20 protein-coding genes and 1 pseudogene are annotated in these 23046 nt (G+C 40.8%); 13 read left to right on the plus strand and 8 right to left on the minus strand.

Translation table 11 applies throughout. The features are described from left to right. Positions 1 to 27: 27 nt before the first annotated feature. From HWQ38_RS25195 to HWQ38_RS25250, 12 genes are all read left to right on the plus strand, one after another. Positions 28 to 804, plus strand: coding sequence for a class I SAM-dependent methyltransferase (locus tag HWQ38_RS25195; RefSeq protein ID WP_292799027.1), 777 nt, complete (start codon positions 28 to 30; stop codon positions 802 to 804). Between the two features lie 647 nt (positions 805 to 1451). Then, the gene (gene ppsA, locus HWQ38_RS25200; RefSeq protein WP_292799029.1) at positions 1452 to 3932 is read left to right on the plus strand and encodes a phosphoenolpyruvate synthase; all 2481 of its coding nucleotides are present in this window, start codon (positions 1452 to 1454) and stop codon (positions 3930 to 3932) included. A gap of 26 nt (positions 3933 to 3958) precedes the next feature. Next, positions 3959 to 4393, plus strand: a complete 435-nt coding sequence (locus HWQ38_RS25205) for an element excision factor XisH family protein (RefSeq protein WP_292799031.1) — start codon at positions 3959 to 3961, stop codon at positions 4391 to 4393. Then, positions 4363 to 4722, plus strand: a complete 360-nt coding sequence (locus HWQ38_RS25210; RefSeq protein WP_292799033.1) for a XisI protein — start codon at positions 4363 to 4365, stop codon at positions 4720 to 4722. Before HWQ38_RS25205 ends, HWQ38_RS25210 begins: the two co-directional genes overlap by 31 nt. Positions 4723 to 4772: 50 nt before the next feature. Then, the gene (locus tag HWQ38_RS25215) at positions 4773 to 6260 is read left to right on the plus strand and encodes a phospholipid carrier-dependent glycosyltransferase (protein WP_292799035.1); all 1488 of its coding nucleotides are present in this window, start codon (positions 4773 to 4775) and stop codon (positions 6258 to 6260) included. A gap of 457 nt (positions 6261 to 6717) precedes the next feature. Continuing rightward, positions 6718 to 9024: an ATP-binding protein gene (locus tag HWQ38_RS25220; protein ID WP_292799170.1), complete on the plus strand. Its 2307-nt coding sequence runs from the start codon at positions 6718 to 6720 to the stop codon at positions 9022 to 9024. Next, the gene (locus tag HWQ38_RS25225) at positions 8969 to 9415 is read left to right on the plus strand and encodes a response regulator (RefSeq protein ID WP_292799037.1); all 447 of its coding nucleotides are present in this window, start codon (positions 8969 to 8971) and stop codon (positions 9413 to 9415) included. Before HWQ38_RS25220 ends, HWQ38_RS25225 begins: the two co-directional genes overlap by 56 nt. A 12-nt stretch (positions 9416 to 9427) precedes the next feature. Next, a complete protein-coding gene (locus HWQ38_RS25230) occupies positions 9428 to 10594 on the plus strand; it encodes a hybrid sensor histidine kinase/response regulator (RefSeq protein WP_292799039.1) in 1167 nt (388 codons plus the stop codon). A 568-nt stretch (positions 10595 to 11162) separates the two neighbouring features. Next, positions 11163 to 11852: a helix-turn-helix domain-containing protein gene (locus HWQ38_RS25235; protein WP_292799172.1), complete on the plus strand. Its 690-nt coding sequence runs from the start codon at positions 11163 to 11165 to the stop codon at positions 11850 to 11852. Beyond that, the gene (locus HWQ38_RS25240; protein WP_292799041.1) at positions 11746 to 14475 is read left to right on the plus strand and encodes a peptidase domain-containing ABC transporter; all 2730 of its coding nucleotides are present in this window, start codon (positions 11746 to 11748) and stop codon (positions 14473 to 14475) included. The genes HWQ38_RS25235 and HWQ38_RS25240 overlap by 107 nt, the downstream gene beginning before the upstream one ends. Positions 14476 to 14628: 153 nt before the next feature. Next, entirely contained in the window at positions 14629 to 16158 is a 1530-nt protein-coding gene (locus HWQ38_RS25245; protein ID WP_292799043.1) for an HlyD family efflux transporter periplasmic adaptor subunit, read from the plus strand. 145 nt (positions 16159 to 16303) lie between these two features. Then, entirely contained in the window at positions 16304 to 17050 is a 747-nt protein-coding gene (locus HWQ38_RS25250) for a peptidylprolyl isomerase (RefSeq protein WP_292799045.1), read from the plus strand. Between the two features lie 244 nt (positions 17051 to 17294). Here the strand turns inward: HWQ38_RS25250 and HWQ38_RS25255 are convergent, their stop codons facing one another. From HWQ38_RS25255 to trmB, 8 genes are all read right to left on the minus strand, one after another. Next, the gene (locus HWQ38_RS25255) at positions 17295 to 17450 is read right to left on the minus strand and encodes a hypothetical protein (protein WP_292799047.1); all 156 of its coding nucleotides are present in this window, start codon (positions 17448 to 17450) and stop codon (positions 17295 to 17297) included. A 527-nt stretch (positions 17451 to 17977) separates the two neighbouring features. Next, positions 17978 to 18160 carry a hypothetical protein gene (locus tag HWQ38_RS25260; RefSeq protein ID WP_292799049.1) on the minus strand — a complete coding sequence of 61 codons (183 nt, stop codon included), beginning with the start codon at positions 18158 to 18160 and terminating at the stop codon, positions 17978 to 17980. A 22-nt stretch (positions 18161 to 18182) separates the two neighbouring features. After that, positions 18183 to 18482, minus strand: a complete 300-nt coding sequence (locus HWQ38_RS25265) for a hypothetical protein (RefSeq protein ID WP_366933342.1) — start codon at positions 18480 to 18482, stop codon at positions 18183 to 18185. Between the two features lie 193 nt (positions 18483 to 18675). Continuing rightward, positions 18676 to 19008, minus strand: a complete 333-nt coding sequence (locus HWQ38_RS25270; protein WP_292799051.1) for a Nif11-like leader peptide family natural product precursor — start codon at positions 19006 to 19008, stop codon at positions 18676 to 18678. 96 nt (positions 19009 to 19104) lie between these two features. Then, entirely contained in the window at positions 19105 to 19311 is a 207-nt protein-coding gene (locus tag HWQ38_RS25275; protein WP_292799053.1) for a hypothetical protein, read from the minus strand. A gap of 77 nt (positions 19312 to 19388) precedes the next feature. After that, the gene (locus HWQ38_RS25280; protein WP_292799055.1) at positions 19389 to 19826 is read right to left on the minus strand and encodes a nitrogen fixation protein; all 438 of its coding nucleotides are present in this window, start codon (positions 19824 to 19826) and stop codon (positions 19389 to 19391) included. 250 nt (positions 19827 to 20076) lie between these two features. Further along, complete coding sequence (locus HWQ38_RS25285; protein WP_292799057.1) at positions 20077 to 20361, minus strand: hypothetical protein; 285 nt, start codon at positions 20359 to 20361, stop codon at positions 20077 to 20079. A gap of 423 nt (positions 20362 to 20784) precedes the next feature. Beyond that, the gene (trmB, locus tag HWQ38_RS25290) at positions 20785 to 21435 is read right to left on the minus strand and encodes a tRNA (guanosine(46)-N7)-methyltransferase TrmB (RefSeq protein ID WP_292799059.1); all 651 of its coding nucleotides are present in this window, start codon (positions 21433 to 21435) and stop codon (positions 20785 to 20787) included. 176 nt (positions 21436 to 21611) lie between these two features. Here trmB and HWQ38_RS25295 point away from each other — a divergent pair. Further along, positions 21612 to 22947 (plus strand): annotated as a pseudogene (locus HWQ38_RS25295) (chloride channel protein). The last annotated feature ends 99 nt before the right edge of the window (positions 22948 to 23046 follow it).

Raw genomic sequence — 23046 nt, forward strand, 5'->3', positions numbered from 1 at the left:
AAATCTGAATTTATCTAAGTTAGACCGATGATTTTAAGCAATATGAATAAGTGGTACAAAGAAGACCTTGCGTTTATTCATGATGACGGTTTCCGTGACTTCGCTCTCAAATCTGCTCCCGGTATCTTAGAAATATTGGCTGAAAACAAAATACATGATGGACTAGTGGTTGACTTGGGTTGCGGTAGCGGATTATGGGCACAAGAACTTACCAAAGCTGATTATCATGTTCTCGGAGTCGATATCTCTGAAGATATGCTCAATATTGCCCGAACAAGAGTGCCAACTGCTGAGTTTCGGATCGATTCACTATTTAAGACAGATATTCCGCCATGCAATGCCGTCACATCAATTAGTGAGTGCCTTAACTACCTGTTTGATCCAGACAGCGATCGCCAAACGCTTGTTCAACTTTTCCACCGCGTATATAATGCCTTAACTCCTGGGGGTGTATTCATTTTCGATATTTTGGAGAAAGGACAAGTTGCTCAGGGAACCACAATTAAAGGATTCACTCAAGGAAAAGACTGGGTAGTATTAGTTGAAAAGGAGGAGGATCAAGAGCAAATAACTTTGACTCGCCGGATTACCAGCTTCCGCAAGGTTGGGGAACACTACAGACGATCTGACGAAGTACACCATGTGCGGTTATACGAAGCGACAGCGATTGCAAATGAACTCTCTGGCGTGGGTTTCCAAGTTGAAACAACCCATAGTTATGGTCAATTTCTGCTGTCGAAGGGTCATGTAGCGTTCATTGCACGCAAACCAGTAGGCGTTGCTATTAAGCTAAAACACATCTAATTTGCATATTAAATTTTATCAAATTCTTGTGGGGTGGGCATCTTGCCCGCCTTTAGAAACTTTTCCCCTTGAGTGTCCTTTTAGTATCGAACAGGTTATTGAACCCAAGTTTTTTGTCTAGTTAGAGCGTTTTTTAACTTTATTACTATATTTTATTCTTAAAACAGCGCAATGTTGGTTCGGAATATCGTGATGTTCTTTATGAATGTCGTGATGTTCTTTATGAATATCGTGATGTTCTTTATGAATATCGTGATGTTCTTTATGAATATCGTGATGTTCTTTATGAATGTCGTGATGTTCTTTATGAATGTCGTGATATTGGTTACAACTGATCTGGATATTCTCCCAAGTCTGGCAATCGCTGTGCCAATCGCTCGGCGCCTAAAGAAACCTCACCCTGGTTATGCTACGCAAAACCTGTCCCTCTCCTTAGTAAGGAGAGGGATGTCCGTCAGGACAGGGTGAGGTTTTTGTTTACGCTTTCACCTGTCCCTCTCTTTAGTAAGGCTAGGGTGTAAATACAAGTCAGCTACGTTTAACTTACTCCCCAATACAGTTGATACAAACACTAAAATTAAACAAGGGAAAAATATACTAGCGATTACGCACTCAGAGACTGAAGATCAACTCAAGAGGTAATACAGATGACTACAGTATCTACAAGCACTTTATCTCAATTTTCTAAAGAGCGATCGCTCATTCTCTGGTTTGATGAAGTTGGTATTGCTGATATCCCTGTAGTTGGTGGTAAAAATGCCTCACTGGGGGAAATGATTCAACAGCTAACGCCCAAAGGCATTAACGTTCCCACCGGATTTGCTACCACTGCTTACGCTTATCGTCATTTCATCCAATCAGCAGGCTTAGAACCAAAGCTACGCCAACTCTTTGCTGACTTGGATGTTGAAGATGTCAAAAATTTACGAGAACGAGGTAAAAAAGCGCGATCGCTATTAATCCACACCCCATTTTCTGTAGAATTGCGGGAGGCGATCGCTACAGCATATCATAGTCTTTCTGAACGATACAACGCAGAGACAGATGTTGCAGTTCGTTCTAGCGCCACTGCTGAAGACTTACCCGATGCTAGTTTTGCCGGACAGCAAGAAACTTACCTCAACGTTGTCGGTGTCGAAGGAGTTTTAGCAGCTTGTCATAAATGCTTTGCTTCCCTATTTACCGATCGCGCTATTTCTTATCGCCACACCAAGGAATTTGACCATTTTAGCATTGCTCTTGCCGTTGGGGTGCAAAAAATGGTGCGCTCTGACTTAGCAACCTCTGGGGTGATGTTCTCCATTGATACAGAAACCGGATTTAAGGATGCGGCACTGATTACAGCTGCTTACGGTTTAGGTGAAAATGTTGTCCAAGGGTCTGTAAATCCCGATGAATATTATGTTTTCAAACCAACTTTAAAAGCTGGTTTCCGCCCAATCATCGATAAAAAATTGGGCAGTAAAGAACTGAAAATGATCTATGATGACGGCTCCAAATTTACAAAAAATGTGGCTGTTCCGGCTAGCGAAAGAGCTAAATTCGCCCTGAGTGATCAAGAGATTTTACAACTAGCAAGTTGGGCGTGTTTAATTGAAGACCATTATTCGCAAGTCCACGGCATTTACACTCCAATGGATATCGAGTGGGCAAAAGATGGAATTACTAACCAACTTTTTATTGTGCAAGCGCGTCCCGAAACCGTCCAGTCGCAGAAGATGGGAAATGTGCTGCAGAGTTATCGGTTGGTATTGGAAACTGGGAACTGGGGACTAGGAACTGGCGAAAAATCTTCCCAATCCCCACTCCCCCTTATTACCGGACGTGCGATTGGAGAAGCAATTAGTCAAGGAAAAGTACGCCTAATTTTAGATGTTCAGAAACTCGGACAGTTCAAAGCCGGGGAAGTTTTGGTGACAGAGAGAACTGACCCCGATTGGGAACCAATTATGAAACGCGCCAGTGCAATTGTCACCAACTCTGGTGGTAGGACATGCCATGCAGCAATTATTGCACGAGAATTGGGTGTACCTGCGATCGTGGGATGTGGCAATGCTACGGAAATATTGAAACCGGGTCAAGAGGTAACAATTTCTTGCGCTGAAGGGGAAGAGGGAAAAGTTTATGCAGGCTTATTACCTTTTGAAGTTCAAGAAGTTCCTTTAGAGAACTTACCGCGTACTCGCACTCAAATTTTAATGAATGTGGGTAATCCTCAAGAAGCATTAAGTTTATCGGCAATTCCCAACGATGGCGTCGGTTTAGCGCGGACTGAATTTATTATCGCTAACCAAATCCAAATTCATCCAATGGCGTTGATTCACTATGATTTGTTAAAAGATGAATTTGTGAAAGCTAAAATTGCTGATATAACTGCACTTTACGACGATAAACCCCAATATTTTGTAGATAAATTAGCCCAAGGTATAGGTAGAATTGCGGCGGCATTTTATCCTAAACCAGTGATTGTCCGAACCTCAGATTTCAAAAGTAATGAATATGCTAATTTGTTAGGTGGGCGACAGTTTGAACCCCATGAAGAAAACCCAATGCTGGGTTGGCGAGGGGCGGCGCGTTATTATGATCAAGGTTACAGAGAAGCTTTTGCCCTAGAATGTCATGCTATCAAGCGGGTACGGGAAGAAATGGGTTTGACGAATGTGATCCCGATGATTCCCTTTTGTCGCACTCCCGATGAGGGGCGTTTGGTTTTGGCAGAGATGGCAAAAAATGGTTTAAAGCAAGGTGTTAACGACTTGCAGGTTTATGTGATGTGCGAGTTACCGAATAATGTAATTATGGCTGAGGAGTTTGCTGAGGTATTTGATGGTTTCTCGATTGGTTCTAATGATCTAACTCAGTTGACACTGGGGATAGATAGGGATTCGGCGTTAGTGGCGCGGTTGTTTGATGAACGTAGTGAGGGTGTGAAGCGAATGGTAAAAATGGCCATAGAAGCGGCGAAAAAATGCGATCGCAAAATCGGCATTTGTGGACAAGCACCCAGCGACTATCCAGAATTTGCTCAGTTTTTGGTTGAACAAGGAATTGACTCAATCAGTCTGAATCCAGATTCGGTTTTAAAAACGATGCTAGAAGTGGCAAAAGTCGAGGGTAGTAATTCGTAATTCGTAATTCGTAATTCTAGTAATTTATGCCAGCTAAAGACCGTTACCACGAAAACGTCAAAAATGCCCTAATCAAAGATGGCTGGACGATTACCGACGATCCCTTTCATCTAAAGTGGGGAAAAAGGGATATGTATGTTGACTTGGGTGCAGAAAAATTGATTGCTGCTGAAAAGGAAGGACAGCAGATAGCCGTTGAGATTAAAACGTTTCACAGCGTATCGGAAATGACCGCTCTCGAACACGCCTTGGGACAGTACCTTGCATATCGCTCTGTGATGACTAGAACCAATCCTGATCGCGTCCTCTATCTCGCCGTTCAAGACGTAGTATACGCCGATATCTTTGATGAGCCAATTGCTAAACTTTTAGTAGAAGATTACAAAGTTCATATTGTTCTATTTCAGCTAGAGCAGGAGGTTATTTTTAGATGGATACCTTGGAGCAATACAGGCAGTTGATTCGGAATATTCTAATTGAACATACAAAAATCCCCTTCAGCGCTGGTAATATTCAATTTGAAACAGTTTTTGATAGCGAACAAGACCGCTATCTCTTGATGATTTTGGGAAGAGAACCAGCCTATGATTTGTCTCCTACTGTGACTCGTCGCGTTCACGGCTGTATGATTCACATTGATATTATTGATGGCAAAATTTGGATTCAACGTGATGGTACTGAAGAGGGGGTAGCAACGGAATTAGTTAGGGCTGGTGTGCTGAAGGATCGGATTGTATTGGGATTTCGGTCTGAGGAACTGAGAGAAAATTCCGAATTTGCTGTTGCATAGTAGTGAGTGGGGAGTAGGGAAAAAAACTATTAATTATTAACCTATGACAAATGACTAAAAAGTGGTTCCGAATTGGCATAGCGACTGTATTTCTTCTCTCACTTGCCTTACGGTTTTGGGGATTGGAGCGATTCAACACTCTGGTATTTGATGAAGTTTACTTTGCTAAATTCGGTAATAATTATCTCACGCATACGCCATTTTTTAATGCTCATCCGCCGCTAAGTCAATATATTATTGGTATCGGCATTTGGATTGGTAGTCACATTCCTTTTTGGCACGATAGGGTAAATGGGTTGACAGGTTCATTGCGATCGCCTTGGACTTATCGGTGGTTAAATGCTCTCACCGGCTCATTTATCCCTTTAGTTGTGGCTGCGATCGCTTATCAATTGAGTTATCGCCGTAGCTTTGCAATACTTGCAGGTTTGTTCACAGCTTGTGATGGCATTTTTCTAGTTGAATCTCGCTATGCTTTAAGTAATATTTATATCGTCATTTTTGGTTTGTTAGGACACTGGTTTTTATTATTAGCATTAGATAACCAAAATCGGCGGCGTTCTTTTTGGTTAGTTTTTGCTGGCATTACTTTTGGTGCGTCAGTCGGTACTAAGTGGAATGGTTTATGGTTCCTGTCAGGTGCTTATCTCGTTTGGATAGCAGCTTGGGTAATTCATTTGATACATTCTTTTCCTAACCCGAAACTCTTTTTTACATCCCCCTCATTGAAGGAGGCAGAAGTTACTACTTATTCTTCCTCATCTCAGACACCGCTACAAAACTTAACTCAGCTAAACATTTTCCAGATGTTATTTTATCTAGGAATTATCCCAGCTTTTATCTACAGTATCATCTGGATTCCTCACCTTCAACTAGATAAAACATATGGATTTATTGAAGTACATCAGCAAATTTTGAAATTTCACTTGCAGCTAGGTGGCAATAGTCCTAACGTGCATCCTTATTGTGCTGCCTGGTATAAATGGCCTTTGATGACTCGACCAATGGCATATTATTATCAAACGGCTGAAAGTATCACCGAACCGTTACCTGTGATGGGGCCGCCTTTGCCTGCTGGTGCTGGAAAAGTTATTTATGATGTCCATGCAATGGGCAATCCATTTTTGTGGTGGTTTGGTATTGCGGCAATGTTGTTCTTAGTTGGCATGCTGGTGTCAAAAGTAGTGATTTTTTGGGTGAAGGAAAAGCGTTTTTCTGGAAGAGCAACTCTGAGTGTTGATACTTGGATTGCCTTGTATTTAGTTATCAATTATGTTGCTAACTTATTACCTTGGGTAGAGGTGACGAGGTGCGCTTTTATCTACCATTATATGTGTGCAGTAGTGTTTGTATTTTTAGCGATCGCTTGGTTTGTTGATCAGTGTCTTCGCAGTTATTATCAACAACTCCGGGCATTAGGTGTCACCATTACTTTTATCATTCTGGCTGCTTTTATTTTCTGGATGCCCATTTATTTGGGCTTACCCCTGTCCCCTAACGGTTATAAGCTGCGAATGTGGTTTAACTCTTGGATTTAGATTAAATAAGGGGCATTGGGCACTTGTACTGAGCGTTCGCGTAGCATCTCGTAGAGAAGTCGTTGGCGTAGCCTCTCTTAAAGAAGTATTGGGCATTGGGCATCGGAACAATAATAACTCCTAACTCCTGTACAGACGCGATTAATCGCGTCTCTCCTAACTCCCAACCCCTAACTAATTTCTCAACTTAACATAGCTACATATATACAGATTTGTATAATTTCATCGATTTCACATTTCTTATTACTATGTAGCTTTATTTACTGTTAAAGTGTTAAAAGCGCAAGCAGATGAAAGTAAGGCTGCAAAACGCAACACTAGGGCATAGTGAATTAGATACTAAGTAAAAATAATGAATGAGAACTTATAAAATTTTTGACATTTATTATTCTCCGTTATTATAGATACCTAGTAGATACTTAGTTTTGATGCTCCTGAACAATAGAGGAGGATCGTTATAAAAATGAATTTAGAATTGCCAGCTATTAATTTAATTAGCTTGAAAGAAGCATCGATTCATGTTTTTAGTCAAATTCAGCCTCATGGTGTCCTGTTAGTATTAGATGAGTGTGAGCTAAAAATATTACAAGTTAGCACTAATACATTAAAGTTTTTCGGAATCACTCCCGAAAATATGTTGCAAAAAAAACTAGAAGATTTACTCGACCCATTTCAAATGGAGAGAATTAAAACAGGGCTATCCGGGGCAAATCTTGATTTAATCAATTCCACCAAAGTTTGGATGCGAAAACAAGGTGATGATTACATAGTATTTGATGCAGTATTTCACCGCAATCAAGAGGGCTTTTTAATTGTAGAATTAGAACCTACTATTACTCAGGAAAATATTCCATTTTTAAACTTTTATCATCTAGCTAGAGCCTCCATAAATCAACTAGAAAAAGTATCAAATTTCCGTGATTTTTGTCAAGTTATCGTTCAAGAAGTTCGGAAAATAACGGAATTTGACAGGGTGATGCTATATAAATTCCATGATGATGGGCATGGTTCCGTTGTCGCTGAAGAAAAACTAGAAAACCTAGAACCATACTTCGGACTGCATTACCCAGAATCAGATATTCCCCAACCAGCGAAAAAATTATTTGTTACTAATTCGATCAGAATCATACCGGATTCTTCTTCTGAGCCAGTAAAAGTTTTTCCTGTGAATAATCCAATTAGCGATCGTCCGATTGATTTAACCAACTCTATTCTCAGAAGTGCTGCTCCCTGTCATATAGAGTACTTGGATAATATGGGGGTTGCGGCAACACTTACTATCTCTTTAATTAAAGACCAAAAACTCTGGGGGCTAATTGCTTGTCATCATCAATCCCCTAAATATATTTCTTACGAATTGCGTAAAGCCTGTGAATTTTTGGGGCGATTAATATTTACCGAAATCTCAGCGAGAGAAGAGACAGAAGACCACGATCGCCAGATAAATTTGACATATATTCAATCCAGACTGATTGAATATATGTCTCAAGAGGAAAACTTTATTGATGGTTTAGTTAAAAACCCACAAAATCTTCTAGATTTAGCTAGCGCTCAAGGCGCAGCCGTGTATTTTGGGGGAAATTATCGGGTAGTTGGTGAAACGCCTAAAGAAGAAGACCTGAATTCTTTAGTCCAATGGCTCAAGAAGAACGTTGAGGAAGAAGTATTCTATACAGATTCTTTGGCGCAGATTTATCCAGATGCCGAAAGTTTTAAAAACGTCGCTAGCGGTTTATTAGCTATTCCCATCGCCAAGCGAAATTATGTTTTGTGGTTTCGGCCAGAAGTAATTAAAACTGTAAATTGGGGTGGCGATCCTAATCAGGCGTTTGAAGTTAGCCAGTCAGAAGGAAATATCCGTTTATGTCCACGCAAATCATTTGAACTATGGAAAGAAACCGTCCACTTAACATCTTTACCTTGGAAAGATGTAGAAGTTAAAGCAGCATTAGAACTGCGGAAAGCAATTGTGAATATTGTACTGCGTCAAGCCGATGAACTTGCCCAGTTAGCACAGGATTTAGAACGTTCTAACGCCGACCTGAAAAAGTTTGCCTACGTCGCCTCCCATGACTTGCAAGAACCTCTTAATCAAGTTGTGAATTACGTGCAGTTGTTGGAGATGCGGTATGGTGAACAACTGGACGAAGAAGCGCGGGAGTTTATCAGCTATGCTGTAGACGGAGTTACCCTGATGCAGACTTTGATTGATGACGTGCTGGCATACTCGAAAGTAGATATGCAGGCGATCGCATTTCAAATGACTGAGGTAAAAACAGTTTTAGATCGGGCGCTGGGCAATTTACGTCAACGGATTAAGGAAACTGGGACTACGATCACCCACGACGCCTTACCAACCGTGATGGCTGACAGCACCCAACTGATGCAGCTATTCCAAAACCTCATCGGTAACGCCCTTAAATTCCACAGTGACCAGCCGCCACAAATCCATCTGGGAGCAAAAAGGATAGAAGATGCATGGCTGTTCTCAGTTCGGGATAATGGTATTGGCATTGACCCACAATTTAGCGATCGCATTTTCGTGATCTTTCAGCGCCTACATACGCGGGATGAATATATCGGTACAGGTATGGGTTTAGCAATATGTAAGAAGATTGTCGAATGCCACCGGGGGCGGATCTGGATAGAGTCAAAACTGGGTGAAGGTGCGACCTTCTACTTTACGATTCCAGTTGGAGGACGTGAACTTGAGCCGAGAAAGGGGAGAAAAACACAAAACGATCTTTTTGATCGAGGACAATAAAGCCGACATTCGCTTAATTCAAGAAGCGTTGAAAAATAGTTCGGTGCCACACAAGGTGGTCATTTCCAGGGATGGCATAAACGCTATGGCTTATTTACGCCAAGAAGGCGAATATGCTAATGCACCGCGCCCTGACCTTATCCTCCTGGATTTGAATTTGCCCAAGAAAGATGGTAGAGAAGTGCTAGCAGAAATTAAAACTGACCCAGCACTAAAACGTATTCCAGTCGTTGTGTTAACAACCTCAAAAAATGAGGATGACATTATTGACTGTTACAACTTGCATGTGAATTGCTATATCACCAAATCCCGCAACCTTAATCAGCTATTCCAAATCGTCAAGAGTATTGAAGAATTTTGGTTTTGTACTGTGACGCTACCATTGGAGTAAAACCTGAAGATTATGGTTGTGAGCTACTCAGTAAAAATCTTGTTAATTGAGGATAACCTACCTTATGCTAGGTTGTTAGAAGAGTTTATTATGCAAGAAGACCACTCCCAAGAGTTTACTCTAGTTCATGTGAAGCGATTGGGGGAAGCACTTCAGGAACTAACTCAGCGTAATTATAATGTTATTTTGTTAGATTTAACTCTACCTGACAGCGAAGGATTGTTATCTCTGCCTCCCCTGATTGGTCAAGCCCCAAGCATACCGATTGTTGTCCTAACCAATACAAATGACGAACAACTGGCAATTGAGGCAGTGCGGCAGGGGGCACAAGATTATCTAATCAAGCGCCAGGTAAATCCAGATATGTTGGTTCGTTCCCTGCGTTATGCGATCGAGCGCAAGCAACTTTTAGAATCATTACGCACCGTTAATGAAACGTTACAAATCCGGGTTGAAGAACGAACTGCTGAACTGGTGAAAGCCAATGAAGTTAGCCAGTTCAAATCAGAATTTGTCTCGATGCTTTCCCATGACATCCGCAATCCCCTAAATATTATTCTCTTGGCTACTGGATTGCTACAAAACTACGACGAAAAATTGACTAAAGAGAAAAAACTGAATCATTTGCAAATGATTCGCTCGGCAATCAAAAACATGGCGCAGCTATTAGATGAAGTTTCATTCATCGGTGAAGCTGATTCTGCTAAACTGGGGTGTGAACTTCTCTCCTTAGATTTAGAAGCTTTTTGCCACCAACTCGTCGAAGAAGTTCGATTAATGGCAGACGAGAAAGATATGACTTTGGTATTCGCTAGTTTTGGGCAATTAGGCGAAGCACTATGGGATAAAAGCTTGCTGCGGCACATTTTGAGCAATTTACTCACCAATGCTATTAAGTATTCACTATCGGGCGGCATAGTACGCTTTGAAATAATTGGTCAGGAAAAAACAGTAATTTTCCGAATTCAAGATTGGGGAATTGGCATTCCTCAAAAAGACCAAAAGCGACTGTTTCAGCCTTTCCAACGTGCAGAGAATGTGGGACGCATTCCTGGTACCGGCATGGGGCTAGCGATCGCTAAAAAGTGTGTCGAAGCACACGGAGGCGAAATTCTAGTTAATAGTCAAGTTGGAGTGGGTACTACATTTACTGTTACCCTCCCTTTGATCAGAATTTAAGCTTCTGCGCCTCTGTGGTTCGTTAAGGGACTTCCAAAGAATAAATTATTCCAAGAAAAACAAGAATTTAACTACGGCGTAGCGCGTCTCTAGCTGTGGGGTTTTGTTTTTGGTGAGGTGCGATCGCACTACACCATCTATTTAATTTTTTTGTTTAAGTGCATAAATCAAAAAATGCGTCGTAATCAGAGTTAGTAAAACCCTCGATTTGGATATTGCATTATGAATAGATTTTTCTTTGTGATTTCTTGTCATCGTGCCTTCACAAAGTTAGCTCTTGGCGCGGCAGCTGCTCTAACCTGTAGCCAAGCCCTTCCTGCAAACGCTACTCCAGGCGGAGCTGGCTGGCAAGGGAAGTACACCCTCTCCCATCTGGTCTGACTGACCAGTTTTTCCATTATGGGTGTCCAGCGAATTTCCCAGTTGCGGTCAGCGGCGGGTTCCTTTCAAATTTAGCGGCCAAACCGGGAATGGTCGTCCTTGGTAATGGACCACAACTGCAATTAGACCCGACCGGTTACAACGAATGGGCTTGGCTAATTGATTGGCCAAACGGAGCGCCGGCAGGATCGGCGATAAATATTCAAGTGCAACTGCTGGCAAATGTTTAACACCCTTTCAACGGAAACTACTGCTAGAAAATTTGTCCAAAAGTTTACCTGAATCCTACCACCAACGAATTGAAATCATGTTGTTGGCAGATGAGGGAAAAACTCAAAGGTCGATTTGTCAAACCTTGGGATGTTGTGCAGCAACAGCAAGACATTGGATGCACATAGCCCGAACTGGGATGGCGCACCAATGGCAAGATTGCCCCATTGGTCGCCCGAAGGCAGTCAATGATGAGTATTTAGAACGTTTGAAAGAACTACTTAACAGCAGTCCTCGCGATCATGGCTATGTTTTTCGACGGTGGACAACAAACTGGCTGGGGAAACATCTGACAAAAGAATTTGGGATTGAGGTGAGCGATCGCCATATCAAGCGATTGCTAAAACAGATGGGGTTATCAACATTACCAAAACCCAGCAATGGTGAACAGGCTCAAAGTTGCAAAATTTTGATTACTGACCTTAAATCGACAACTATTCCCGATAATTCGGAATTGTTACCGATTAACTTTGCCAAATTTGGAAAAGATGTAGACATTCATGGCGCAAGATATATCCACTCAGTTGGTTTCTCTGCAACAGTTCAACAATACTCTGGGTTATTCTCTTTCCACAGAGGAATATCAACATTGTCTTCAACAAGTTAAATTTATCAACCCAAAAGTCGGCAAGTTTTGGCAAGGAACTGATGCGGAATCGGGAATCTATATTGCGATCGCTGGTAAAGTCAGGTTGCTAGATAGCTTAGATGAGTTAATCGCCACTTTAGAGATAGGAGACTCATTTGGGGAATTTACCTTGTTTAAGGAGGGTGGCTTTAAACCTTATGCAGCAAGGGCTTCAATCAACTTGCAACTGTGTTTTGTTCCGGGTGAGGTGTTGTGGCCATTGATGGCTAAATATCCTCAAATTCGGGAGCATTTGTGGGCTAAGGCGCTGTCCCGGAGCCCCCAACAGGTGGACTCAGATCATCCCCCAGTCAGGGCGGCTGAGTCAAATACATATCATCAAATAGAGATTTTGTCAAGGACTAGGGATCTATCGGGTGAGAAAAAAATTAGCAAAGCCTATTTTCCCAATCCGACTCAGAAAGTCGGGCATTTATGGCAACGGGCGATGCGGCGTTATCCGTTTTTTGCCCAACACAGTGCATCCGACTGTGGTGCAGCTTGTTTAGTGATGGTGTCTCGCTATTGGGGAAAACGCTTTAGTGTGAATCGTTTGCGAGATATCGCCAATGTAGATCGCAATGGCGCATCCTTGCGGGGGTTATTGACGGCGGCGGAAAGTATTGGTTTTGCTACACGCCCTGTGAAAGCTGGACTTCAACAGTTGGCGAAGCAAAAATTGCCTGCGATCGCTCACTGGGAAGGCAAGCATTACATTGTTGTCTACGAAATTACGTCCAAATACGTCATTGTAGCCGATCCCGCCATTGGACAACGCACCCTCAGTCACGCCGAATTTAAAGCCAACTGGACTGGTTACACATTGCTGCTGCAACCGACAGCCATGCTCAAAGATACCAAAGAGACATCCACTCCCTTTTGGCAATTCTTTGAGTTGATGAAGCCTCATTCTTTGGTAATGCTGGAGGTGTTTATTGCTTCGGTATTTATCCAGATATTTGGACTCGTTACCCCCTTATTCACCCAGTTAATTTTAGATCGGGTGGTAGTGCAGCGATCGGAACTCACCTTAACAGCAGTGGGGTTAGGCTTGCTGATGTTTAGCCTGTTTCGGGTGGCGATGACAGGGTTACGCCAATATCTCCTAGACCACACAGCCAACAGGATAGACTTGGCGCTAATTGTGGGGTTTATTCGCCATACCCTACGGCTACCCTTGAATTTCTTCGAGTCCCGTTACGTGGGGGATATTATCTCTCGCGTCCAAGAAAACCGTAAAATTCAACGCTTCCTCTCAGGTGAAGCATTATCTATCCTGCTAGATTTACTTACCGTCTTTATCTATGTAGGATTAATGTTTTGGTACAGCTGGCAAATGGCGTTACTATCATTGTTAATTATCCCGCCTTTTGCCTTACTAGCGTTGATTGCCACACCTTTTTTACAAAGGATTTCCAGAGAAATCTTTAATGCTGTTGCCCAGGAGAGTAGTTACCTAATTGAAACCCTAACTGGTGTGCGGACGGTGAAAGCTACGGCGGTGGAACAAACAGTCCGTTGGCATTGGGAAGAGTTATTAAATAAAGAGATAAAAACTAACTTTTCCGGGCAAGTTATTAGCAATCGGTTGCAAATCTTTAGTAATACCATTGAAGCGCTAATCACTACTGGTTTGCTATGGTTTGGGGCATACCAAGTTATTCATAACCAATTAACTATTGGGCAACTAGTGGCATTTAATATGCTGCTTGGGAATATTATTACACCATTTCAACGCTTAACCGTATTGTGGAATCAATTGCAGGAAGTTGTGATTGCAGTTGAACGCATTAATGATGTATTAGATGCAGAGCCAGAAGAAGATTTACATCACCAACCACGCCAAAATTTACCAGAAATTCAGGGTCATATTCGCTTTGAGGGAGTGACATTTCGCTATCACCCAGAAAGCGATATCAATATCCTAGAGAATCTCAGTTTTGAAATTAAACCAGGGCAAATGGTGGCGCTGGTGGGACGTAGTGGTTCGGGAAAAACTACCATTTCTAAGTTAGTTTTAGGGTTGTATCCAGCTACAGATGGCAAAATCTTAATTGATGGACAGGATATTACCAGTATTTCCTTAAGTTCCTTACGTCAGCAAGCTGGAGTAGTTGACCAAGATACCTTTTTATTTGGCGGAACAATTCGAGAAAACATTAGCTTAGGACATCCTGGGGCAAGTTTAGCAGAGGTGATTGAGGCAGGACAACTAGCGGGTGCTGATGAGTTTATTAAAAAGTTGCCGATGGGGTATGAAACCCAAATTGGTGAAGGTGGGGGGTTATTGTCTGGCGGACAGCGACAACGGATAGCTATTGCCAGGGCTTTATTAGGTAATCCCCAATTATTGATTTTTGATGAGGCAACGTCCCATTTAGATACTGAGTCAGAGAGGATTATACAGCAGAATTTCAACACAATTCTTAAAGGAAGAACCACATTAATAATTGCTCATCGTCTTTCCACTGTGCGAAATGCAAATTTGATTTTGGTGCTAGACAGAGGCGTTTTGATTGAGAGTGGCTCTCATGAAGAATTGATGGCGAAACGGGGACATTATTTTTATCTCAATCAACAGCAGTTACATGGGAGAGCGTGAACAGTTAAGAGGAAAATTCCAAATCTATCTATCTCGTTGTAAAAGATAGATTTAGAGAGAGGTTTTCCAGATAGCGTGACAAGTCATAATATTTAATAAGCAATTGCGTAACCATTAACCATTCAAAGCTACAAATTAGTATCAGAAATCATCATGATAAATACTTCATTATTAAATGGACGGGTTACTAACTCACTCTCAGAAGACACATCCCATCAGGAAACTTTAGCCCCACAAATACCGCCCATATCAAGCAATGATTGGTCTGACGTTACCAAAGAATCACTTGATAGCTTGCCCCAGATTTGGACGAGGGGACTACTATATTTTTTGGTTGTATTTGTATCTATATTTTTACCTTGGGCAATGCTCTCGAAAGTAGATGAAACAGGTACAGCTATAGGGCGGACTGAGCCTAAAGAAAAGACAATTAGGCTTGATGCTGCTGTGGCTGGAACCGTTGCCGAAATTCGAGTTAAAGAAGGTGAATCAGTTAAGGCTGGGCAGACTTTATTGTTGTTAGAATCGGAACTAGTAAAAGCAGATTTGCAGCAGGCACAGGATAAGCTAGAGGGACAGTTAAACCGTCTTACTCAGTTAAATTCGTCCAAAAATCAGTTATTTGTATCTTTAGCAACTCAAGAGCAACAAAATCAATCTCAGCAGTTAGAAAAGCAAGCACAAATTGATCAAGCGCGACAGAGTTTGAATGCTCTAAAGAATGCCTATGAATTACAAAAATATGAAAAGTTGGCTCAAGTTAATCAGGCACAACAAACCCTTAAACATACTCGCAATACTAGTAAATTAGTGGAGAGTAGCTTGGCAAGTACTCAGAGAGAAGTTGAACGCTATAGTAAACTAAAACAAGAAGGAGTTGTTCCAGAAATTAATGTAGTAGACAAGAACGATATAGCTCAAGAGAAGCAAAAACTATATGAACAAACTAAGTCAGATATAGAACAAGCTAAGTTAAGTCTGGCAGAACAACGGAGCAGTTACGAACGAAATCTTCGTCAAACCAATGCAGATATTGAACAGGCTGGATTGCGGCTAAAAGAACAGGAAAGGAGTAATGAAACTTTGACCCGTTCTTGTGAGTTAGCTGTCCTAAAAATTCAAGAACAACAGAAAAGTTTAGAAACAGATATCACTTCGCTGAAATCAGAAATCTCTCAAAATCAAAGGCAGATTGAATCATTAAAATTTCAGTTAGGACAACGAGATATCAAAGCTACTGCAAGTGGTGTATTGTTTCAATTGCCGATTGAAAAAGCTGGATCTGTTGTCCAGCCGGGGACAATGCTAGCGGAAATTGCATCACTTAATTCACCTTTAATAATCCGGGCACAAATGGCAACTCCTGAAAGTGGTTCTTTGCGAACAGGATTACCAGTAAAGATAAAATTTGATGCTTATCCTTTTCAGGATTATGGGGTTCTACCAGGGGAGTTAATTAAGATTTCTTCTACTACTACACAAATAGATACCCCTAATGGAAAAGTTGCAGCTTATAACTTAGATATTGCCCTAAAACAGAATTGTATTCCATCTGCCAATAAATGTATTCCCTTGCGTGCAGGGGATACGGCGACGGCTGAAGTGATTGTACGCCAACGTCGAATTATTGATTTCCTGCTCGATCCGTTTAAGAAATTGCAGCAGGGAGGGGTGAAATTGTAGAAGTTTAATATAAGTTTAGGTGCTGAAGACTGTGGATTTAATAAACTATAAGTTTCAATTAATTGTGCGTCTTAAAAATGTAACGCACAATTGAAGATGCTATTGATATGTTATGGTGTCACTACAAATAATCAGGAGCAAAAATATGTCACAATCTATTCCCATTACCAGCGAAGATATTCTTCAACAAGTCAAGCTATCTTACAAAATACCTGAGATAGTTGAGCAAATAGTCAGCCGCAAAGTGATTATATCTATTGCTGAAGAAACTGGTATAAAAGTTGAAACAGAAGAATTACAAAAAGCAGCAGACTTATTCCGCTTAATGAATAAACTCACCAGTGCTGAAGAGACTTGGGCTTGGTTGGAAAAACATAGTTTGTCATTAGATGATTTTGAAGCAATTGTCTATAATGGTGTTATTTTTGGAAAGTTAAGTCAACATCTGTTCACAGATAAAATCGAACCATACTTCTTTGAAAATCAGTTGGACTACGCTGGCGTGGTAATGTATGAGGTTGTTTTAGATGATGAGGACTTGGCGCTAGAACTTTTCTATGCTGTTAAGGAAGGTGAGATTAGTTTCTATGATGTGGCTCACAAATATATCCAGGATACTGAGTTACGCCGAAAAGGGGGATATCTGGGGATAGTTCAACGCAAAGATTTAAAGCCAGAAATTTCTCCTGCTGTCTTTGCTGCTACACCCCCTCAGGTTCTAAAACCGATAGTGACCTCCAAGGGATTACATCTAATTTTTGTGGAGGAGATTATCCAGCCAGAGTTGGATAACAAACTGCGTAATCAAATTCTCACTGATTTGTTTGATGAGTGGATTAAACAACAGATTGAACCAGTTGAATTAGTGAAAAATTTTGACTTAGATAGTTAGATGAGTAGGTTTACAGGTTTAGGTAAAAAACTAGTATAGTTTGCCTAATAAACTCTCACATATAACGAGGGGTTTGCTGTTAGTCTAAACTATATGAATCCGATAGGAATCATATTTGATATTTGAAATATACATAGGTTAGGCAATGACCACCAAAATTCGGGTATACTGGGCATTGTCTACCCTACACTTAAGATTCAAGTGTAGGGAGTTTCTTCAACAGTTATAAATCAAGGGTTTTTGACTACCTTCTAATAATAATTATTATTATGATAAGTCCTCCCCTAATATTGACAGCATCGCTTTCTGACAATTCTGTTAACTGATCTAAATAGCTTTCAGAATCAGAAGAAAATTCGTTTCTAATCGCGGACAAATTATCAATTTTGATTTTAGCCATTGGTTTATCTCCTTTGAATTTATTTTCGCAAGGATTAGTTTAGAAATCCGCTAATCCTCATAACTACATATTTTCATTTATAAAGCTGTTAAGGCAACTAGATATAAGTTTTTTTTAATGACATAATTGTTTCAATACTGACATTAATATAATTGAAGCCATAGTAATCCACCATGAGTCAAACTCATCTCCTCATCTGTGAGTTCATAGAGAATGCTTTCGGAAGGATTCAAGTCAGATATTGTAATTTTAGTCATCTTGTAATTTACTCCTTGGTAAAGTATTTTTTGAGAATTTAGCTTAAAAATGCCTCATCTCTATTGACATCATGGATGATTTACCCTGTTGTTGCAAGTTTTTTAGGAATAGATAATGTGCCAAAATTAATACATTTATGTCTGATTCGATTCTTGATCATCTTTGATAAATAGATAAATTACGAAAAACTTATAAAAAACTCAGCCCAATATTTACTTTGGGTTGAGATGTAATAAATCTTAAAAATGAATAGTCTTGGAATATAATTATTATTTATCGCTTTTCAAAATACCTGCTTCCTTTTCGATGCGGTCTAGAGCTTTCTTTGCGCGAAAAACAATTCTCAAATAGGGTAACTGACTATTCCAAGCAGAACGAGGTAACAAGGGTTCTTGAGAGTCTGTAAAAGTTGTATTTTGTTCAGAAATAGAATCAGTGGAAATATTATTCATAAAAAAGCGATATTTGGAGTGTTTAATTACTGGAATTAACCAAAGATGGAACTAACTCTGATTCGGCTTCCCACCCTTGCGGCCATTGAATGCGATCGCTAGTAAAATGAAGTGGATCGTTTTCAGGCCAAGGAGCATTTATTGGTTCCTCAATTAGCCCAAACTCCCCATTATCAAATGGGTTTCCATCCGCACGACGCTGAAGAAAAACTCGCTCTCGAATACCGCCTTTTTCCTGAGTGAGGGCGCGATGATGACAATAAGGATTATTACCTCTCTTATCAAAAAAAACGTGAGAGGGCTTCTGCTGTGGAAAGTTCATTTGTCCTTGTATGCCCAGCACGAGAACCGCAGTGTTGACAGGCTAGATTACACTTGAGTGTAATTTCCCAAACTGCATAACTAATTCGGCGATAAGTCATTAAAATACCCTCAATTCATTTTTCTAGAAAGGGACGAACAAATTCCCATCCGTCCCTATAAGTTTCATCTGTTCTATTAGCAACAGAGGTTCCCTAAATTATGTCATCCACCCGAATAACTCCATACAACAGTTGGTATGGTGGCCGTACAACTCCATATAATGGTTGGATTTTATGTTTCCCAGTTAATCCACCAAAAACTGCTGCCAGTTCTTTTTCACTTAAATCCTTGAGTTCACTTTCCCCTTCGGCAGACTCTAGCAATTTAGCGGTATATTCTTCATACTCTTCTAGAGTGAAATCGTAGCCCGCAGCTTTAACTATTTGGCTACATTCTTCTTTACTATTAACGCCTTGAATTTGATTACGAAATGCTTCATCATTTGCTAGCTTTTCGTAAAAACCTTTGACATGTTCTAGAGACATAATCTTTTACTCCTGAAATTACTTAACAGTTGGTAACTTTGTTGGAATATTGAACCGGCTTATTAGATAATTTTTCTTGGCCGTATTCAATAAAAATTATGCTATGGTGATGGGGAAATATCCGAGAATGATTCTCAAACCACCATTAATGCCTTTTTTCTCTTCATCAGACAGATCTGACAAGGACTCTTGTGTATCTAAAACTTGGTTGCGTCGTGCAGATGCATGATCAACTGCCTCTGCAATCAAGTCTGCAATTTCAATTTGACTTTTGAGATGTCTTTGATTCATTTCTTTCGACATAATAATCTCCTGAAATTACTTAATGAAATCTTTGTTAGAAAGTTCTTTCGCCTGACAAACCTAATCTGTGGTTGTGCTTAACCAGCAGCTAGTTTTGATACTTGAATTGCTAGTTCAGACGGATTGTAGTTATCTGTAATTACTTGCGGACAACGCATACAAGCTGCCTTGCCTTCTTGCTGCCACCACCGACAATCTCGGCGGATAGAACAAGGAGGCAATTCCTCTGCGACTGCGGGTAATTTTTCGGCAATTTGTTTCGCTAGACGACAATCTTGTCCATCAAAATGCAGACAAGCTTTAGCGGCGCAAGGTGCTGCTGTGCGAAAAATTTCCGCAGGTGTAATTGGACTAGCTTTTGCTATCAGTTCATCGGTGATAGGTAGGGGCTGCTTGAGATAAGCTACACGGGGTTCTGCAACTGTTCCACTGATTATGCCGAAAACAACACTATCCTCAGATTCTGGTCTAGCACTGGGGCAAAGTGTAGTTTTATCCACAACAATGTCTTCCATCAATTGAGCCTCCAGTGGAGAGAATATTTATTAATACTCAGTTGGAGTATAGGAATCATATTTGATTTCTGAAAAAATCTCGGTAGTCTTGTAGTAGCCCTCTTGGCTAGAATATTGCAAAAAAATTGTAGGTTGGGTGGAGGCTTTGCGTAACCCAACATCCTGATAATCAGTTGGGTTGCGCTCTGCTCCACCCAACCTACCTACGTCTAATGCACTATTTTAGCCTAGAGGATTCACTACGTGCATTTCAAAAATTAAATACTGGTCCTATAGGATTTCCTATGACTCCTATAGGATTTCCTATGACTCCTATAGGATTTGCTATGAGTCCTATAATAAAAGGCTTAATAAGAATGCCAGGTATTATACCTACTCCACCTGCAACGCTTTTTGCTTCCTCATCAGACATAGATAACAAAGCTTCTTCTGAATCCAAAACTTCGTTCCGACGTGTCACGGCATTTTTCACAGCATCATCAATCAAATCGTTAATTTCAATTTGACTGTTATATTTTCTTTCTTTGGCTTCCATCTTGATTTTCCTCTGATTTTTGACCATTGATTAACTTTTAGGCAATTATACTAATCAGTGTAATTGCCTTATATGTCCTCATCTTAGGAAAAAAGAAGCTACTCACTCTATATCTTAATAACTTTAAATTAGACAAAAATAAAACTTTTATGTCACTAAAAAACGATAATTTTTGAGTTATCCCTATTTTTCTGTGGGGACATATATCAGTTATTCAAGCTATCAACTCTCGCATAGCAATTCAAATTCGATATCTCAGGGAATTCGACCATTAACAAAAACATTTATGTCCCGAAAATATTGCCAACTGACAGAGGATATCTAATGTTTAGTTGATACATATCAACTTTAAAACACATATAAACTCTAAAATGTCAAAATAACAAGCAATATTTGCCATAGCTCTAGACGATCGCACTATCACTATTTATTCACAACTTCTCGCTTGACAAACAAAGCTCGATAAACAGGTTCACCCTTTTTTTGCGTACTTATTTCTCGTTCTGTAGGGACTGGCAGGGGGTTTTCAGCCAACCATTCTTCTGTACCAATTTTCTCAAAAGCTGGATTTTCAGCAAAGCGATCGCGCATTTCCACAGCGACAAATTCCATATCTGATTGTAGAAATACAACGCAACCAACCGCCAGATAATTAGCTAATTCTGCCACTAGTTCTGGTTGGACTACACGACGTTTAGCATGGCGGGTTTTAAACCAAGGATCGGGGAATTGAATTGTCACGCGTTGTAAACTTCCTGGAGGGAGGGAAGATAAAAGTGAGTCCAGTGAGTTATTCACATTGCAAAACAAGTAGTGCAGGTTTGTTAAAGCCAACTCAGAACGTAATTTATTTGCCGCCACCACCAAAGGTTCCCGAATTTCTAAGCCTAGATAATTCCAGTTGGATTCTATCTGGGCCATATTCACCAAAAACTGTCCTTTAGCGCAGCCAATATCTAAATGTAGTGGTTGATTTGGCTTTGCATAAATGTTTTCCCAGTCAAGGGGACTTGCTGGTGTTTGATACTTTTTATTAAGTGGATTAACATGCTGGCGGACTCGGACTGTTGCCAAAATTTGCTCTCCTTTACGTGAAAATATCCTGTGGTGTCACAAACGTTTGAAATTGTACTCAATTAGGAAGCGATCGCGCCCTGTAGACTAAAGATGATTCACTAAACTAAATAGCCTATACCATAAAAAGCGTAAACATTCAGTACTTTCCGTTTCACTCAATTAGGAAATAAGCAGTGTTACCAAACAAGCCCCCCGCTAACAATGAAACTCAACGCTGGACATTTGCTCAACTTTTTGGACTGGTAAAGCGTAATCCCCTAATGATTTCGGAGTGGGTAATCCTCTGGATACTTGTAGGGACTGCTGGTGGTCTATTTGCGGCGTTGTACTGGAATGTTTTAGAGTTTTTAACTCACAGACTCCAACGATTTGAGGGTTTTAGCCTGCTGATAGTGATGCCAGTTAGCGGTTTATTTATCGGTCTGGTGATTCATTTTTTGGGTAATCCGGGTGAAATCGCCGTGATTGTTGATAATATCCATTTTCGTGGCGGACGCCTAGATGTTCGCAAAAATCCCTCAATGATTCTTGCTTCTCTAATTAGCATATCGGCAGGCGGTAGTGCTGGGCCAGAAGCACCACTGGTACAGGTAACAGGTTCTTTTGGTACTTGGGTTGCCGATCGCTTAAAACTCCAAGGTGAAGACCTCAGAACTATTAGTTTAGCAGCGATGGCGGCTGGCTTCACTGCCTTGTTTGGCGCACCTCTTGGCGGTGCAATGTTCGCCCTGGAGATTTTGCACCATCAGCATATTGTGGAATATTATGAAGCCTTAATGCCAGCCATTGTTTCGAGTTGCGCTAGTTATGTGGTGTTTGCAGCAATTACCCACTTGGGAATTGCCCCTACTTGGCATTTTCCTCAGTATCACCTAGAAAAGATTGATGATTTTGCGATCGCAATCATCTTCGGAATTATTGGGGCGGGGGCGGGATGGATTTTTATGGGGATTTTTCGGGGCTGTGATTGCCTTTTGGCAAGCCGTTTCACGTCTACCCATCTTTGCCCAGATTTCCGTCCCCATTTATGTACGCACAACACTAGCAGGATTGGGACTTGGCACTTTAGCAGTTTTATTACCCCTGACGCGTTATTTTGGACATGAAGAGTTAGATTCAGTCCTCACTACTAGCTTTGGTGCTGTTTTTCTCTTAACTCTAGCTGTTGGTAAAATGGCTGCCATTAGCATTACGGTAACAGGTGGCTGGCGCGGTGGATTCATCATTCCCCTGTTTTTCACTGGTGCTTGTATTGGTAAAGCGGTAGTAGTCTTAATTCCGGGACTTAATCCTGCCCTTGCCATGATTTGTACAATGGCGGCTGTGAATGCAGCCGTAACCCGCACACCTATAAGTACGACTTTGCTACTGTCAAAACTGACTAACTTGAGTCCCTTTACGCCAATCCTTTTTGCCAGTTTGATTGGATTTTTTCTTGCCCCCAAAGTTCCCCTGATCGCATCTCAACTCAAATCCGAAAGAGAAGCTACCAATCAAACAAGTGCCTGAGTTAGCTGCCCAGGCATAAAAAAGCAATATATGCTAAGATTGTATCAAATTATAGCAATTATTCAAGAGCAATTTAGAATAATTTTGCGCTTTGTTGAG

This window comes from Nostoc sp. NMS7 (assembly GCF_017115085.1).
GTDB lineage: Bacteria > Cyanobacteriota > Cyanobacteriia > Cyanobacteriales > Nostocaceae > Nostoc.